The 17,079-nt window shown below is 66.2% G+C and carries 13 protein-coding genes; 6 read left to right on the top strand and 7 right to left on the bottom strand.

Features of this window, described 5'->3' with window-relative positions:
- Nucleotides 1–537: 537 nt before the first annotated feature.
- From AC4OR5_RS26165 to AC4OR5_RS26140, 6 genes are all read right to left on the bottom strand, one after another.
- Nucleotides 538–1,683, bottom strand: a complete 1,146-nt coding sequence (locus tag AC4OR5_RS26165) for a fimbrial protein (RefSeq protein ID WP_015502353.1) — start codon at nucleotides 1,681–1,683, stop codon at nucleotides 538–540.
- A 66-nt stretch (nucleotides 1,684–1,749) separates the two neighbouring features.
- Nucleotides 1,750–4,806, bottom strand: coding sequence for a two-partner secretion domain-containing protein (locus AC4OR5_RS26160; protein ID WP_058160159.1), 3,057 nt, complete (start codon nucleotides 4,804–4,806; stop codon nucleotides 1,750–1,752).
- 87 nt (nucleotides 4,807–4,893) lie between these two features.
- On the bottom strand, nucleotides 4,894–5,634 hold the full coding sequence (locus AC4OR5_RS26155; RefSeq protein ID WP_043104620.1) for a fimbrial biogenesis chaperone: 741 nt from the start codon (nucleotides 5,632–5,634) through the stop codon (nucleotides 4,894–4,896).
- Complete coding sequence (gene cupB3 / locus AC4OR5_RS26150; RefSeq protein ID WP_003119109.1) at nucleotides 5,631–8,165, bottom strand: fimbrial biogenesis outer membrane usher protein CupB3; 2,535 nt, start codon at nucleotides 8,163–8,165, stop codon at nucleotides 5,631–5,633. The genes AC4OR5_RS26155 and cupB3 overlap by 4 nt, the downstream gene beginning before the upstream one ends.
- A gap of 321 nt (nucleotides 8,166–8,486) precedes the next feature.
- Nucleotides 8,487–9,233 carry a molecular chaperone CupB2 gene (gene cupB2, locus AC4OR5_RS26145; protein WP_003093375.1) on the bottom strand — a complete coding sequence of 249 codons (747 nt, stop codon included), beginning with the start codon at nucleotides 9,231–9,233 and terminating at the stop codon, nucleotides 8,487–8,489.
- Between the two features lie 30 nt (nucleotides 9,234–9,263).
- Nucleotides 9,264–9,833, bottom strand: a complete 570-nt coding sequence (locus tag AC4OR5_RS26140; protein ID WP_034028083.1) for a fimbrial protein — start codon at nucleotides 9,831–9,833, stop codon at nucleotides 9,264–9,266.
- 463 nt (nucleotides 9,834–10,296) lie between these two features.
- Between AC4OR5_RS26140 and AC4OR5_RS26135 the strand changes: the two genes are divergently transcribed.
- The 6 genes from AC4OR5_RS26135 (at nucleotide 10,297) to hpaC (ending at nucleotide 16,136) form a co-directional block, all read left to right on the top strand.
- Nucleotides 10,297–11,121 carry a molybdenum cofactor biosynthesis F family protein gene (locus AC4OR5_RS26135; protein WP_023125282.1) on the top strand — a complete coding sequence of 275 codons (825 nt, stop codon included), beginning with the start codon at nucleotides 10,297–10,299 and terminating at the stop codon, nucleotides 11,119–11,121.
- 8 nt (nucleotides 11,122–11,129) lie between these two features.
- A complete protein-coding gene (locus AC4OR5_RS26130; RefSeq protein WP_058160161.1) occupies nucleotides 11,130–12,515 on the top strand; it encodes an aspartate aminotransferase family protein in 1,386 nt (461 codons plus the stop codon).
- Entirely contained in the window at nucleotides 12,512–13,273 is a 762-nt protein-coding gene (locus AC4OR5_RS26125) for an SDR family oxidoreductase (protein ID WP_079992410.1), read from the top strand. Before AC4OR5_RS26130 ends, AC4OR5_RS26125 begins: the two co-directional genes overlap by 4 nt.
- 302 nt (nucleotides 13,274–13,575) lie before the next feature.
- On the top strand, nucleotides 13,576–13,866 hold the full coding sequence (locus AC4OR5_RS26120) for a DUF2218 domain-containing protein (RefSeq protein WP_003093387.1): 291 nt from the start codon (nucleotides 13,576–13,578) through the stop codon (nucleotides 13,864–13,866).
- 165 nt (nucleotides 13,867–14,031) lie between these two features.
- Nucleotides 14,032–15,594, top strand: a complete 1,563-nt coding sequence (gene hpaB, locus AC4OR5_RS26115; RefSeq protein WP_023105800.1) for a 4-hydroxyphenylacetate 3-monooxygenase, oxygenase component — start codon at nucleotides 14,032–14,034, stop codon at nucleotides 15,592–15,594.
- A 29-nt stretch (nucleotides 15,595–15,623) separates the two neighbouring features.
- Nucleotides 15,624–16,136 carry a 4-hydroxyphenylacetate 3-monooxygenase, reductase component gene (hpaC, locus tag AC4OR5_RS26110; RefSeq protein ID WP_031638605.1) on the top strand — a complete coding sequence of 171 codons (513 nt, stop codon included), beginning with the start codon at nucleotides 15,624–15,626 and terminating at the stop codon, nucleotides 16,134–16,136.
- A 43-nt stretch (nucleotides 16,137–16,179) separates the two neighbouring features.
- Here the strand turns inward: hpaC and AC4OR5_RS26105 are convergent, their stop codons facing one another.
- On the bottom strand, nucleotides 16,180–16,971 hold the full coding sequence (locus AC4OR5_RS26105; protein ID WP_223218622.1) for a helix-turn-helix transcriptional regulator: 792 nt from the start codon (nucleotides 16,969–16,971) through the stop codon (nucleotides 16,180–16,182).
- Between the last annotated feature and the right edge of the window lie 108 nt (nucleotides 16,972–17,079).

Below are 17,079 nucleotides of genomic sequence, written 5' to 3'. Positions count from 1 at the left end.
GGAAAGCGCGGTCCGGAATCCGCCGACGCCACTGCCCCGGTTCAAAGTGAACATGTGTATTTTCTAGTGAAACCGACGATATTTAATATAGTAAAACTACTATTTTTTCGCCTCGCAAACTAACAACAAAGACACTTGAAACAGCCCCCGAAAAACGTATACGTAGACACTTATGAAAAACGATGAAATACGAAACGGACAAGCCAGAGCAGCAAAAAATTTGAAAAAAGAGTTCCGTGACAAGCTGAAACTATCGCCTGGAAAATAGCGTTCTTTTATTTGCGCGAAATCCTACCGAGGAAACTTGCATATCCCTCAGAAAGCCTTCGCCCATACGCAATATCGGTATTCCGCGTGCGGGAATGGCATGTGCGCACGAGACCCAGGACGAGCAGCGGAGCGATATGCAGAGCGCCTTCGGCGATCTGCAACCACTGGAGGTGAGGGGCCGAGCCTTCGCAAGGGCTGGCGCGAAAGCGGCCGACGGCGCTTCCCGAGGCGGGGCGGGAAACGCCGGGGAAAGAACGGCGGCGCCGCTCAGGGGAAGGTAAACGTGAACTCGGCGGCGCCGTCGGCGACCCCGGCCTTCAATTCGCCCTCCGCGCCGATACGGATGTAGGCGGCACTCAGCGGGAGGTCGGCGCTGTCGCCGACACGCCGCATCGGGTAGGGCGTGCCGTCGAAACGTATCCGCTGCTGGTCCAGGCCGTTCTTCACGACGATGCCGAACCCCGCCGCGCCGCCGCTCTTCAAGCTGAGGATCGTCGGGTCCGCTTGCTGCGCCGAGACATACTTGTCGCGGAAAGCGATTTCCGGCTTGGCCAGCGCCGCACACTCGCTGAGAGAAATATCGAAGGAACGCTCCGTGGAGGTGTCGTTGACCCGCGGGAAGTTCTTCAACGCGACGCTACCCAGTTTGACGTTGATTTCCCGTCCCACCTCGACCTTGCATTTCTTCGGGATCGGCGGCGGCGGGGGACCGCCGCCGATCCCGATGGAGGCCGGGCCGATCAGCGAATAGGGCTTTCGGCAAACCCCGGTGGGGTAGTTGTCCGCAGGCACCGCCAGGACGCTGCCGATGGACGCTTCGCCCTTCAGCCTGTCCACCGCCCAGAGATTCAGGGTGGCGCTGCCGGATACGCTGGTTACCTTCAGGTCGCCGGCAGGCAACTCGCCGGGGTCGACCGTCAGGACCAGTTCCTGTAGGTAGTCGCTGGTCGTGCTTCCGGAAAAGCTCGTGACTCGCTTGTCCAGCGCATGGGGCTGGTTGTCGACCGGAATCACCCGCTTGACGCCGTCCTGGGCATCCACCGAGATCCGATAGCCGATGCCTTTGACGTCGGACGCCACCGTGCCGTAGGGCCCCGGATAGCCCACCCCGGACCAGTTCCCCCCGAGGACCAGCTCATGCGCCTCCTGGGAAGCCTGGGGCTTGTAGCTCAGGAACAGGCTCACCGGCCTGGCGAACAGCACCGTGCCTTTCGCCGTGCCGCTGGTCAGCTCGTTCACCACACGCCAGGGCATGCCCTGGCCATTGCCGAACGAGCAGTTCAGGGCGATGTCGTTCAGGGCCCAGGCCTGGCCGCCGGTCAGGCAGCAGAGACCGAGAACGAGCGCCTGCCGAGCCTGCGCGCCAGGCCGGCGGCGCAGGGAAACGCGGCCAGGAAATAACCTCATGCTCATGGAACTCTCCAAGATTGCGCCTGCGGAAGAGGGCCGCACTCCAGGCGAAAGCGGCCCCTGCCGGCCTTACCAGATGTTGCCGTAGTCGATACCGGCAGGCGGCAGGAGCGCCGCCTCGCCGATCACGTAGTTGCCGCCCAGGACCCCACGGTTCTCGCCGACCTGCGCACCGTAGATCTGGCCGTAATGGGACTGAGGCTTGAAGTCGATCTTGCCGCTGACGCCGGAGTACTCGATCGATCCCAGGTTGACACCGGCCAGCCCGCCCATGGAGACGTAGTAGTCGCCACTGACGGTTCCTTCCGACATGGACGAAACGATGCGTCCCTGGATCTGGTTCTCGCCGACCAGGCCGCCGATGCGGCTGCGCCCGCCGCCGCTGACGGTACTGCTGCTGCGCGCCGACAGGATCGAACCGGCGTTGCTGCCGACCAGGCCGCCAACCGACGCACTCGCAGCGACGCTGACCCTGCCGCTGGCATCCACGTTGAACAGTTCGCCGCCGTTGTGGCCGACGAGCCCGCCCACCAGGCTGTTGAAGCCGCCGCTCACGTCGCCGCGCGAGATCGCATGGGCGACGGAACCGCCGAGGTTGTGTCCAATCAGCCCGCCGACGCGACTGTTGCTGCCGCCGCTGACCTTGCCCGTCGCCTCGGCGGTCTCGATGGCACCCTGGCTGTTGTTGCCGACCAGCCCGCCCAGATCCGCGCCCCCCTGGTCCATGACGCTGCCGCCGGCTTTCAGGTTTCCGAGCATGCCGTTGCCTTCTGCCTTGCCGATCAACCCTCCGGTCGCCAGGCCGCCCTTGCTGTACACCGACCCGCTCGCCTGCGAGCGGAATATCTCGCCGCCGGAACTCAGGCCGACCAGCCCGCCGGTATACCCCGCGCCGCCGGCCTCCACCTGGCCGCTGGCGCTACTATCGGAGACGTGGCCGAACATGTTGTAGCCGACCAGGCCGCCGACGTTCAGGCCGGGCCGGTAGGTCTCGACCTTCCCCTGGCTGCCGGACGCCCTGATCGTGGCCTTCGCATTCAGTCCGACCAGGCCGCCGACGCCGCCCAGGCTGTTGCGCTCGGTGGACTGTGCAGCCACATGGACGTTGCTGTGGGCGTTCTCGATGACCGCCTCCGGCCCCCAGGCGGTGGTGAAGTTCTCCCCCACCAGACCGCCGACCGCCGTGCTCGCCGCATAAGCGGTGACGCCGCCGCTGACGGATGCGTTCGTGATCTGCCCGTTGATATTGCGCCCGACCAGGCCGCCCAGTGCGTTGGAGCGCAGTCGGCTGCCGACGACCGAGACCCCGCTGGCGCTGACGTTGGCGATACGCCCGCTGTTGATCCCGACCAGGGCGCCGAGCGAAGACGGACCGGAGCCGTAGGTGTTATCGGATACCCGCAGGTTGTTCAGTTTCAGGTTGCTCAGGGTGCCCGAGGAGCGGGCGAACAGCCCGACATTCGGCCCGGTGTTGCTGATCGAGAGATTGCCGATGCTGTTGCCGAGACCGTCCAGGGTGCCGCTGAAGACGCCGGCGGGCCCGCCGATGGACTGCAGTGCCGTGCAGTAATAGCTGCCGCCCAGGATATTGCCGCCGAGCACGTACAGGCCGTCCAGGTTCTTGTTGATCGCCTGCAACTGCGCCAGGTTCTGCACCACCGTGTAGTAATAGCCGCCGGAGACGTAGGTCGCGTTGGCCCCGGCCAGGGAGACCGACGCCGTGCCGTTCACCCGGTGGCCTTCGCCGGCATCCATGGCCAGCGCGCTGCCAGCCCCGCCGAGAACGATCTTGTCATTGATATCGATAGCGCCTTCGGCCTTCAGCTCCAGCCCAGCCTTGGCGCCACTGGCATTCAGCCTGCCATTCAGCGTCAGGTCGGCCGCGGAGCCCAGCCCCAGCCGGTTGCCCGATGCCCAGCTCACCGAGCCGTCGAGGTCCAGGTCGCCCTTGGTCGAAACCAGTTCGATATTGGTGCTCGCCAGGTTCCGCGACAGGGTGTCGGCATGAACGGTGACGCCATCCGACACCGCCGATGGGCGCACGTCGATCTTGTCGGCAGCAATCTTCCAGGTGCCGTTGAGGCCATTGCTGGCGAGCGTGTTCACCTGGGTGCCCAGGGCCACCTCCACCGCCTGCCCCCGGACCTCGACCGTCCCGCCGTGCCCCGGTCCGTTCAACGCATTGGCGGACAAGGCGCCTCCCACCATGACCTTGCCGTCCGGGCCGCCATCGAGCACGATCCGCCCGTTCTTGCCGCGCAGCGAGCGGGCCTCGATGGCACCCTGGGTGTTCACCACCGTGTTGAGCAGCGCATTGGCGGTCCTGGCCGCCATCAGGACTCGCCCCCCGTCGGCCTTGAGCAGGCCGCCGTTGCTTGCCAGCGCATTGGCGACCCCGGCGTCGACGCGGATGTCGAGCAGCTTGTTGCCGTCGAAATTCAGCGTCAGGTCGCTGCCCGCGCCGAGCCCGACACCGCCCATCTGCGCCAGGACCGTCCCGCGGTTGTCGACCTGCGCGCCGAGCAGGGCGATGCTGCCGCCTTCCGCCGCGGTGATGGCGCCTCCCTGGTTGAGGACACCGTTGGTAGAGGGACCCGTGAAACGGTATCTGGAGGAGTTGCCGTTGAACTCGGCATCCGTGATGTCCAGCGTGGAAGCCACCAGGCCGCCGACATTGACCTGGGCGCCGCGACCGAAGAGCACGCCGTTGGGGTTGACCAGGAAGACCTGGCCGTTGGCATCGATCCGGCCCTGGATATCGCTGGCCTTGGTGCCGATCACCCGATTCAGGGCAATCGAGCTACTGCTCGGCTGGTTGAAGATCACCCGCTCGCCGGCGGCAACGCTGAAGGAGTCCCAGTTGGCGATCAGCTTGTCGACCTTCTGGTTGACCGACAGGCTGTTGCCGCCCGACAGGTGTATCTCCCCGTTCGCGCTCCCGCCGACCACCGTTCCCCCGCTTGGCAGCGCATAGGCCGGAGCCAGGGCCGTGGCGCCCAGCAGGGCCAGGACGGAGGCGATCGCCGCCTTGGCGCCGGCGGGCTTGCCGCGCCTGCGACTGCCTTCGCTGACGACGTTCCAGCAGCCCTGGGATACGTTCCAGACCAGTGCATAGCATTTGTTCATGTGCTTCCTTCCTCCAGTGAAACCCCGCGACCTATTCGCAGGGCCGTGCTACGGCAGGAGCCCAACTCCCCGGGCCCTGCCGAACTCCTACGGGTATCTCTCTGCCGGCGCGTCGCCGCGCTCGATCTGGCCGTCATCCCCCACCGCATCGAAATGGACCCGCACCGCCTCGCCGGGCACGGCCGGCAGACTCAACGGGGTAACGGCGAAAGGCGGCAAGGTGACGCTGCCGAGGGACATGGCGAGGTCGCCCTCGCCCAGCTCCAGGCGCACCAGGGAAACGTGATAGGGACTGCGGTTGTCCGCCTCCAGCAGCGCCCGCTGCCCCGGCCGTACCGCCGGACGCAGGCGCCAGACGACCTGGCGCGCGGCGGATCGCGGATCGCCGGCCAGACCCTGCGGACGGAACAGGAGCTTCATCCGCAGGCGGTAGCTCACCAGCAGCAGGTTGCCGCTGCCGTCCTCCCGCCCCGGCACCTCCAGCAGGTTGACCCAGAACAGCGATTCCCGGTCGTCCGGCAGCGGCTCGCCGGTATGGCGAAGCTGGAGCGCCTGGGTCTCCTGCGGGTCCATGCGCAACAGCGGCGGCGACAGGATGAACGGCACCGTGACAGCGCTCGGGTCCGCCGTCTCGTCGCCGCGATCGAGCCAGGCCTGGACCAGGGCCGGGCGCGTCCCGACGTTACCGACGCGAATCGTCAGCGCGGAAACGCCCGCCGGATAGATGAAACGGGTCCCGATCACGGACAGCGAGGCGGAGGCATCGGCCACCAGCGCCACCAGCAGGACCCAGGCCGTGCCGCATCGTCCCAGGCCGACGCCGGTCACAGCGTGCGCTCCCGGTCGGCGGCCGACGCCGGGCGACATGCCAGTTGCAGGACGGGAGGCGTCGTCTCGCGCGGGCCCAGCGCATAGTCGACCAGGCACTGCTGCTGCGGCTCGTTGCCCCAGCGCACCCGAACCGAGCCGCGATCCTGCTCGACCCGCAGCACCAGGCGGCTGCCCTGGCCGACGGCGCCCACCGACTGCCCGCTGTGGGCATCGAGCACTTCCGCGGCGAACGGCAGGGGCTCGCCGCTGGGCATCCGGCTATCCACCAGCAAGGGCCTCGCTACCCGCGTCGGATAGTCGAGGCGCACCACCGCTCCGGCGGTGGGCGCCACGTTGCGCGAACTGGACCTCAGTTCGATCTCGTCGGCCATGCCGTTGGGGTCGAGGTCGACGCTGTTCAACTGGTAGGGCAGCAGGTTGGGAATCACCGCATAGCCGTGGCGGTCGATCCGGCTTCCCGAGTAGCCGGCAGCCGCGCCCCTGGCGTTTGGCGCGTGGACCAGGCCGATCGTCTCGCCCAGGGTTTGTGCCGCGGTGATCCCGCCGCTGTGCGCGACCAGGCCCCCCGCGGCCTTGACCGACAACTGCCGATAGCCCGGTCCCTGCGAGAGGCTGGAGCCGAGTTCGACCTGCGGCAGTCGATAGTCGAGGCTGGCGCTCTTCGAGGTCTGCCGGCTGTCGCGGTCATGGGAGGCCGACAGCGAGTAGGAGGCCTCGCCACGCTTGCCCAGCATGCCGGAAACCCCGCTGGTGAGCTGGGTTCCGCTGTTGCTGTCGCGGGTCAGGTAGCTGCTCAGGGTCGGCGACCCGCGTCCCGCGCCGCCCAGCGGAATGGACAGGTTCAGGCTGAACAGCGTGCTGGTCTCGCCGCGCTTGTCACCGCTGGAAAAGCCTTCGTAGTGGCTGCGCAGGCGTTGCGCGGAAATGGAGTAACTGACGTCGCGCCACTGGTTGCTGTAGCCGACGGAGAAGTTGACCGCCCGCCCGCCGCCGCTCCAGTAGCGCTGCGAGGAGCCGTTCAGGTACAGGTTGCCGCCGTTGCCCAGTTGCTGGCTGATGTTGGCGTCGAGACGGTTGCGCAAGCGCGAGAACGACTCCAGCGGCTCGCCTCGCTCTACCCGGTCCTGCATGAAGGCCGCGTCGCGCAGGCCGAGATAGCCACCGGTGGAGTAACGATAGGCGAGCAGCGAAAAGTTGGTGCCGGTGTTCGGTAGGTTCTTGCTGTAGGCGAGACGGTAGCTGGAGCCGCTAAGGCGGTCGTCGCCGGGAACCTCGGTACGCGCCAGCGTCACGTCACCGGAGAATCCGCCCACCGGCGTGTTCAGCGCCGCGCCCATCAACCCGGACATGTAGCTGCCGGTGAAGGCCCCGCCCGCGTATGCGGTGACGTCGTTGCCCAGGCCGCGCTGGTAGACGCCCTGCAGCATGTTCGGCCGACGCTCCAGGCTGGGATCGTTGAGCCGCCCGGCCGTCAGGCTGTAGCGCGTGGTCCCGGGGCGCAGCAGTTGTACGGTGGTGGCGAACGGCACGATGAAACTGCGGACTTCCCCGCTGGCTTCGGTCACCCGCACTTCCAGGTCCCCGCCATAGCTGGCGGTCTGCAGTTCGTCGAGAGCGAACGCCCCGGGTGCCACCGTGGTTTCGTAGATGAGGTAGCCGCGCTGGTAGACCGATACCCGCGCATTGGTACTGGCGGTCCCACGGACCACCGGAGCGTAGTAGCGCAGCGAATCCGGCAGCATCCGGTCATCGCTGGAAAGCTGCACGCCACGGAAGGACACCGCATCGAAGAACTCGCTGCTGGTGGAGTTTTCTCCCAGCAACAACTGCGCACGCCAGGCCGGCAGGTCGGTCTGCACATAGGTGGCGCTGCGCTGGTAGTGGCTGCCCATGCGGCGCGACCAGGTGGCCGTGCCGTTGTGGCGCAGGCGCGCCCGCCCGAAATTGAAGCCGGCGTTCATCCCGGCATAGCCGCTGGTGGCGCTCCTGCCGTGGTTTTCCCTGACGTGGAGATTGCTGTTGTAGTTGAGCAAGGCGGCGGAAATGCCGCTGTCCCAGCTCGCCGGATCGACATAGGTCTTCGACGAATCCAGGCTCAGGTAATAGCTGGGCACCGAGACATAGACCGACTGCTCGGCGATATCGAGCTTGACCCGGGCCCCCGGCACATAGCGCTCGAGCGGGTCGCAGTGCAAACCTTCGGGCAGAGGATCGCGAGCCGAGGAACGATCCTGGCCACGCGCGCTCTTCTCCAGGTCGATGCCCGCCCGCTCCAGCAGGCCCCGGTCGTAGCAGAAGACCGCGCTTTCCCGCCCCGGCTGGCGGCGCAGCTCGACTTCCTCGACACCGCGCCATCGGCTGTTGAGCAGCAGGTCGAGGCGATAGCGGCCTGGCTCGATGACGTCGCCGCGCTCGAAACGCGACGTATCGATCGAGCGTCCGCCCGGCCCCAGGGCCAGCATCTGCGCGTCGAAGACGATCCGCCGCGACGGTGCGTCCAACCCGCCGGCCGGTGACGCAACGGCCACCGCGGGCGCCTGCGGCTGTTTCGCCGGTGCTCCCGCCCTGGCCTCCTTCGCTTTCGCCCCGGCTACGCCGGCGGCGCCGACGGAGGACCAGGACTGGCAGGAGGACAGCGAAGGAAACAGTGCCAGCAGACAGGCGAATCGCAGGGAACGAACGGCGATCCCTCCCTGTATCGCCATTCGCAACAGGGCGACCTGCCCACCGTAAGCGGGAGCGGACAAGCACCTATGAAGAGAAACTTTGGGCATATGTAATCCCTGCAGCGATTTTAAAATCGCCACTCATATGTCGGGCCGTAAGTAAAAAGCGGGGAAACGGAGGGGTTATTTGCCGAGTGCCCTATCGAGGGTATTGCGGCCACCGTAATCGTTGATGACTTCGTATCTGACGGAAGCGGCTTCCATGTTCTTCGGATTTCCCTGCCAGTCGAACTCCTTCGTCGAGAATGGCGCGACCATTCCCTTTCCCACGGACATGACACGGCCATCGACAATCAATTCGACGCTGGCGAACGAAACGTAGTAAGGCGTCGGATTATTTACCTGTACTACGGTCTTTTTTCCTGCTCCCCCTGACTCCAGAAACTTCCATTGAAGTTTCCCGGCAGCCGAATCGACACTCTTCAACTGGCTGGGTCGAAAGAAGAGTTTGAAGCGCGAACGAAAGGAAAACTGCAATGCATTGTTTTCGTCTTCGTCCCTGGGCGGAACTTCCAGGATATTCAGCCAGAACAGCGATTCGCGATCCGTCGGCAACGGGGCCTTCAGGTAGGCGATGCGCAATACGGCGCCGCCATTGGGGTCCACTCGCGTCACGGCCGGCGTGACGCTGAAGGGGACCTGCAGTTCCTCGGGGGGAACGTCCTGCCGGCCATCGTCGATCCAGGCTTGCGCCAGCACGGGAGTGCCGGAGGTATTGCTGACCCGCAAGGTGACCTCGCGCTCGCTGGCCGGAAAGACGACGCGAGTGCCCTGTGCGATCAGCCCGGCATGAGCCGTTCCGGCGCACAGGGCGATGGCCACGGCGCTTGCCGCCACGAAAGAATGAAAACGATGCATTAGCGGCGCCATGGCCTCACCTCTTCGTCCGTCGACCGCCGCTTACTCGTACGCCAGGAGGTAGCGGATATGGGACAGGCCGGTACCCGCGGTCACGGTCTTCTCGGTGGACACATAGGAGGCCTTGTACTTCAGGGTCGCCGTGTTCTTCAGGACGGTTGCCTTCTGCGGGGCGGCCTCGACCGAGCCCAGCGGGATCTTCGTGGTGTTGGCCGCCGAATTGTTGAAGATCTGGATCTGCACGCCCTTGGCTTCCGACGGACCCATCAGCATCAGGTTGCCGCTGATGCGGTCGACGTTGGTGACCGGGTCGAAGGCGATGGAAACCTTCTTGTCATTGGTGCAGCCGGCACCGGAGAGGACCAGGTCGAACTCCTGGAAAGTGGAGTTGGTTCCGACGGCGGTGAAATGGGTCGGGGCCACGATGCCCAGGTCGACGTTGGTGACGTTGCCCGCACCCGGCGCCTGGCCGTTGATATCGCACGCGACGTCGGTGATGTTGCCCGAGAAGTTGACGACCCCATCGACCGCATGGGCCACGGGGGACATCAGCGCGAGAAGGGTGCCCGACGCAACGAGGGGCGCAAGAATTGCACGTTTGAACTTGTTCATCTTGTTTCCTTTGGAGTTGTGGAACTTCCTGGCTGCCTTGGAGAGCCGATGCAGTACGGACCGGCAAGGTAGCCAAGCCTTTGCGCGCAACCGGGACGGCCGCCTAGAGTGCCTCCGGCCATTACGCGACAGCCGAAGATTGCACCCTGATAAACGCAGACCCAAATACTAGAAACAAAGACCGAATTAAAAAATAATAATCATACGAAAATATATGTAGTCCATTTCCGAGAACAGTTAGCAACACAAGAACACATTCAGAAAACACCTATAAAAGAACAGGAACCCATTAATTAAAAAATCAAAAAGAAGGAACGACAACTAACCGAAGACTTCATCTTCGATAACTTGCCCTTCGCCGCTCCGTGCTATCCCCCTGGCATATCGACCTATCAACCATCCGGTCGATATCGGGATACTCGAAGACAGGCCAGCATGGGTTTCCCACGACGAGGAGAACCCTATGTCCGCCCACTCGCATTCCGGATGGATCACCGTCGGCGCCCTGGCCGACGGCTTCGCCCCGGACAACCACGTCCTTCCCGCCTGCGGCGATCTCGCCGGGCTCGAACGGGTCCTGCACTTCGCCAACGGCTGGGTCATCGAACATGCCTTCGACTCGCAGCGCCTGCGCTGGCGCCTGGCCGACGGCAGTGCCAGCGGTGAATCGGACTACCGCGCCAGTTCGCTGCGGGAAAACCTCTACCTGGTGGATTTCCTCAAGCAGGAAAACGGCCGGCCGGTCTCGGTCAGCCTGGTGCTGGACTTCGACAACCAGGCGTTCACCGCGGTGCTCGGCCATCTGCCCGACCGCGCGGCCTGCGAACAGGGCCTGTTCGCCCGGGCCCTGGCCGGCCGGGAACTGACCGGCGTCGAGGCCGAGTTCCTGCATGGCAGCCTCGACCGCCCGTGGCAGCCCGGCGCCTGCCCGCACGTCCCCAGCGACGAGTTGGTCGGCCTGCGCAACCGCTACGTCTACAGCGCCAGCGAGGCCTACGAACACGTCTACCTCAATCCCGCCTTCTACACCTGGCAATGCCTGCGCGGCGCCGAGCGAGGGCTGGCCGATACCGACCGCTGCCACTGCTACCGACTGGCCGAACGCCTGTACCTGTTCGTCTGGCGCGAGAAGATCGTGCCGACCCTCGGCGTGCTGCTGATCGACCTGGAAGCCGGGCGCACCGACGGCAAGATCTTCGGCTACCAGGACGACGACTTCGCCACCCCGGTGAACTTCCCGGTCGGCGCCCTGGCCCAGGTGCTCAACCAGACCCGCCACGACCTGTGAGGACGCCCATGGACACCACCTTCGGCCTCGACCTGGCCCGAGTCGAAGCGCTGTTCAAGCGCGAGCTGCGACGCTTCGACGAACTGCATCCGCGCTCCGCCCAGGCCTACCGGGAAAACCGCCGCCACTGGCTGTACGGCGCACCGTTGCACTGGATGCAACAGTGGCCGGGCAACTGCCCGCTGCTGGTGAAAGAGGCCCAGGGCGCGCGCGTCACCGACATCGACGGCCAGCAGTACGTCGACTTCGCCCTCGGCGATAGCGGCGCCATGTTCGGCCACGCCCAACCGGCGGTGGCCGACGCCATCGCCCGCCAGGCGCGGCGCGGCTCGACCCTGATGCTGCCGACCGAGGACAGCCTGTGGGTCGGCGCCGAACTGGCGCGGCGCTTCGGCCTGCCCTACTGGCAGGTGACCACCTCGGCCACCGACGCCAACCGTTTCGTCCTGCGCCTGTGCCGGATGCTCAGCGGACGCGACAAGGTGGTGGTGTTCAACTGCAACTACCACGGCAGCGTCGACGAATCGCAGGTGGAATTCGACGCCGCCGGGCGCATGGTTCCGCGCGCGGGCGTTCACCCCAATGGCGTACGCCACGACGCCACCACCCGCCTGGTGGAATTCAACGACCTCGACGCGCTGGAGGCCGCCCTCGCCCATGGCGACGTCGCCGCGGTGCTCACCGAACCCTTCATGACCAACGTCGGCATGGTCCCGCCGGCCGAAGGCTTCCACGCCGGCCTGCGCGAACTGACCCGCCGCCACGACGTGGCGCTGATCATCGACGAGACCCACACCATCTCCTGCGGTCCCGCCGGCTATAGCGGCGCGCATGGCCTCGAGCCGGACTTCTTCGTCCTCGGCAAATGCATCGCCGGCGGCATTCCCAGCGCCGTCTGGGGATGCAGCCAGGCGCAGGCGGAGCGGATCTGGGCGGTACTGCCGCACTTCCGACCGGGGCAGGCGATCAACCATTTCGGCTTTGGCGGCACCCTGGCCGGCAACGCGCTGCAACTGGCGGCGATGCGCGCGACCTTCGCCGGAGTGATGACGGAGGACGCCTATCGGCACATGTTCCAGCTCGCCGCGCAGCTCGAGGCGGGCGTCCGCGCGACGCTCGAGGAACTGCGCCTGCCCTGGCACGTGACGCGCATCGGCGCGCGCGTCGAGTACCTGTTCATGACCCACGCCCCACGCAACGGCGGCGAGGCCCACCACGCACGCAACGGCCTGGTCGAGGCCTGCCTGCATCTCTACCTGCTCAACCGCGGCGTGCTCTTGACGCCATTCCACAACATGGCGCTGACCTGCCCGGCGACCCGCGCGGAGGACGTCGAACTGCACGACCGCCTGCTCCGCGATTGCCTGGGCGAACTGTTGGAGCGCCCATCGTGAGGCGCTTGGAGAACCGCGTCGCGCTGGTCACCGGCGCCGGCCAGGGCATCGGCCGGGCCACCGCCGAATGCTTCGCCGCCGAAGGCGCCAGGGTGCTGCTGGCGACCCGTACCGCCAGCCGCGGCCAGGCCGTCCTGGAGGCGATCCGCCTGGGCGGAGGCACGGCCGAGCTGCTGGCCGTCGACCTGAGCGAGCACGACGCCGCGAGACGAGCGGTGAGCGCGACCCTGAAGCGCTTCGGCCAGTTGGACATCCTCCTGCACAACGCCGCTGCCTTTCCCCAGTGCGCCCTCGCGGAACTGGACGAAGGCACCCTGGAACGGACCCTGGCGGTGAACCTGAAAAGCTGCTTCCGGCTGACCCAGGCCGCCCTTCCCGCCCTGCGCCGCAGCGTGGCCGGGCGCGTCCTGGTGACCTCCTCGGTGACCGGTCCGCGCACGGCGATCCCTGGGCTCTCGCACTATGCGGCGAGCAAGGCCGGGGTCAACGGTTTCATCCGCGCCGCCGCGCTGGAGCTGGCCGGCGACGGCATCACCGTCAACGGCGTCGAGCCCGGCCTGGTCGCGACCCCGGCGCTGGGCAACCTCGGCGACGCCGCCGCGCTGGCCGCGCACATCCCCCTCGGGCGCGTCGGCCAGCCGCTGGACATCGCCCACGCCATGCTCTTCCTCGCCTCCGACGAGGCGAGCTACATCACCGGGCAGACCCTGGTTGTGGATGGCGGCGCGTTGCTGCCGGAGAACGGCGGGCTGGCCTGAAGCCGCTGGCGTTCGCCCTCTCCCTCAAGAGAGAGCGCCTTCCGGCGTATCCGGCAAACCCTTCCGCCGGCTCCGGTAGGGCGAATAACCGCTCGCGGTTATCCGCCAGGCGAGGTCCGGCATCTCGCTGAACCTCCCGGCAGGCCTCGATGCAGCCGCCCCCACAACTGCCGCTCGCCCTACCCCACGGACAAGGGCCGGCCATTTGCCGGGCGATTATCGAAAGCCCCTGCAAAATGGATGAATAAGAATGACTCTCAGCAGGTTAGTATCGGAAATCCCCAACCGAGAGGATTCGCTTCATGTTCCGCTCCACCTCCCATGTCCGTACCGAATCGGCCGCACGCTACGTCAATCGCCTGTGCAAGCACTGGGGCCACAAGTTCGAAGTCGAACTCACTCCCGAGCGCGGCTTCATCGACTTCGGCGACTCCAACTGCGAGCTGCTCGCCCACCCCGACCATGTCCTGATGATTCTCAACAGCCCCGACGAGGACAGCCTCGCCCACATGCAGAACGTGGTCGCCGATCACCTGCAACGCATGGCCAACAGCGAAAGCCTGGAGATTGCCTGGCAGCCCGCCGAAAGCTGAACGCGCCGCCACCCGGCCGCCCTTCGCGGCCGGGCGCCGGGCGTCACGCGGGGCCATGGAAAGTGCAATTCATTCCTCGGAAAAGCCATTCAGCTCGCTCCGCCCCCGTCCCATCATCCCCTCCAGGCGCTCTCGCGCAGATAACAACAATGACTGGAGACGATGATGAAACCCGAAGATTTCCGTGCCTCTGCCACCCGTCCGTTCACCGGCGAGGAGTACCTCGCCAGCCTGCGCGACGACCGTGAGATCTACATCTACGGCGACCGCGTAAAGGACGTCACCAGCCACCCCGCCTTCCGCAACGCGGCCGCCTCCATGGCCCGGCTCTACGACGCCCTGCACGATCCGCAGAGCAAGGAAAAGCTCTGCTGGGAGACCGATACCGGCAACGGCGGCTATACCCACAAGTTCTTCCGCTACGCGCGCAGCGCCGACGAACTGCGCCAGCAGCGCGACGCCATCGCCGAGTGGTCGCGGCTGACCTACGGCTGGATGGGCCGCACCCCGGACTACAAGGCCGCCTTCGGCAGCGCCCTCGGCGCCAACCCGGGCTTCTACGGGCGTTTCGAGGACAACGCGAAAACCTGGTACAAGCGCATCCAGGAAGCCTGCCTGTACCTCAACCATGCCATCGTCAACCCGCCGATCGACCGCGACAAGCCGGTGGACCAGGTCAAGGACGTGTTCATCTCGGTGGACGAGGAAGTCGACGGCGGCATCGTCGTCAGCGGCGCCAAGGTGGTCGCCACGAATTCCGCGCTGACCCACTACAACTTCGTCGGCCAGGGTTCGGCGCAACTGCTCGGCGACAACACCGACTTCGCCCTGATGTTCATCGCGCCGATGAACACCCCCGGCATGAAGCTGATCTGCCGCCCCTCCTACGAACTGGTGGCAGGCATCGCCGGATCGCCGTTCGACTACCCGCTGTCCAGCCGTTTCGACGAGAACGACGCGATCCTGGTGATGGACAAGGTGTTCATCCCCTGGGAGAACGTACTGATCTACCGCGACTTCGAACGCTGCAAGCAGTGGTTCCCCCAGGGCGGCTTCGGCCGGCTGTTCCCGATGCAGGGCTGCACCCGCCTGGCGGTCAAGCTCGACTTCATCACCGGCGCCCTCTACAAGGCCCTGCAATGCACCGGCTCCCTGGAGTTCCGCGGCGTGCAGGCGCAGGTCGGCGAAGTGGTGGCCTGGCGCAACCTGTTCTGGTCGCTGACCGACGCCATGTACGGCAACGCCAGCGAATGGCACGGCGGCGCCTTCATGCCCAGCGCCGAGGCCCTGCAGGCCTACCGCGTGCTGGCGCCGCAGGCCTACCCGGAGATCAAGAAGACCATCGAGCAGGTGGTCGCCAGCGGCCTGATCTACCTGCCCTCCGGCGTTCGCGACCTGCACAATCCGCAGCTCGACAAGTACCTCTCCACCTATTGCCGCGGCTCCGGCGGCATGGGCCACCGGGAGCGGATCAAGATCCTCAAGCTGCTCTGGGACGCCATCGGCAGCGAGTTCGGCGGCCGCCACGAGCTGTACGAGATCAACTACGCCGGCAGCCAGGACGAGATCCGCATGCAGGCCCTGCGCCAGGCGATCGGCAGCGGGGCGATGAAGGGCATGCTCGGCATGGTCGAGCAGTGCATGGGCGACTACGACGAGAACGGCTGGACCGTGCCGCACCTGCACAACCCGGACGACATCAACGTGCTCGACCGCATCCGCCAATGACGCCCGCGTCGCGTCCGGAGGTTATTCCCATGTCCCAGCTCGAACCCAGGCAGCAAGCCTTCCGCAACGCCATGGCGCATCTTTCGGCGGCGGTCAACGTGATCACCAGCAACGGCCCGGCCGGACGCTGCGGGATCACCGCCACCGCGGTCTGCTCGGTCACCGACAGCCCGCCGACGCTGATGCTCTGCATCAACCGCAACAGCGAGATGAACGCGGTGTTCAAGGCCAACGGCCGGCTCTGCGTGAACGTTCTCAGCGGCGAGCACGAAGAGGTGGCCCGCCACTTCGCCGGCATGACCGAGGTCCCGATGGAACGCCGCTTCGCCCTCCACGACTGGCGCGAGGGCCTCGCCGGGTTGCCGGTGCTGCACGGCGCCCTGGCCAACCTGCAGGGACGCATCGCCGAGGTCCAGGAGATCGGCACCCACTCGGTGCTGTTGCTGGAACTGGAGGACATCCAGGTCCTCGAACAGGGCGACGGCCTGGTCTACTTCAGCCGCAGCTTCCATCGCCTGCAGCGAGCCTGCCGAGCCGCCTGACCCCTCTCTCCGGAGCCGCCCCACAGGCGGCGTCCGGCCCTCCTCAGCCCTGCACTAGGGCGAAAAGCTGGCTGCGAAAATGGATGTCCAGGCGGGCAAAGGCGCGGTTGCGGTAGGTTTTCACCGTGCTTTCCTTGAGCCCCAGCTCGGCGGCGATACCGGCATGGCTCAACCCGCGCAGCAGGTGCAGGCAGACCGCCAGCTCCTGGGGTGTCAGGTCCGTCGCCCGGTGCAACAGCGCCAGCCGCCACTCGTCGGTCGCGCTGCGTCCCCGGCGCAAGGCCAGGTGCCCCCTCAGCAGTTGCAGCAGGGCCGGCACCCACTGCTCGAAGGCGGCGATCTCGCGCTCGCTGAAATAGCCGTCCTCGCGGTGCCGGTAGAGATTGAACAGCAGCGGCCGGCCTTCCTCGTCCCAATGCAGGCTCGACAGCCGCTCGCTCAGGCCATTGTCCCGATAGATCGCCTCGCGGTAAGCATCGAACTCGATGTCCTCGGCCAGCAGGTGGCCCAGCAGCGGCACCGGGCCGCGGCGCTGGCGCTGCATGCGCAGGAACAGCGGGTCATGGCTGTGGTAGTACCGCGAATAGGCCTGCCAGCAGCGCCACACTAGTTGCGCGTCGCGATGGCGAGTGCCGGCCAGGAGCAGTTCGGGGCGCGGTGCACCGATGCGCAGCACGTTGAAATGACGGGCGGCAACCCAATGGCCAAGGGTTTCCAGCAGAGCGGCGGGGAAGCCTTCGCCACCCAAGGCGCAGGCCAGCTCGACGAAGGGGCGCAGGTCCGCCGACGGCGACCCCGGCGGGGCATTCCAGAAGCTGATCATGGTGGCGGGCACGCATCGTTGTTCTTGTTGTAATGGGTGAGGAAGGGCAGGTCCTGTCCAGGCCTCGACCGACACGTTAGCAACCGCGACGGACGCCGGTAAACCCGCTGTCCACCTCTG

The sequence above is a fragment of the Pseudomonas sp. YA1 genome (assembly GCF_058680555.1).
Note: the sequence above shows the minus strand (reverse complement) of the source record. Positions and strands in the feature narration are given on the sequence as shown.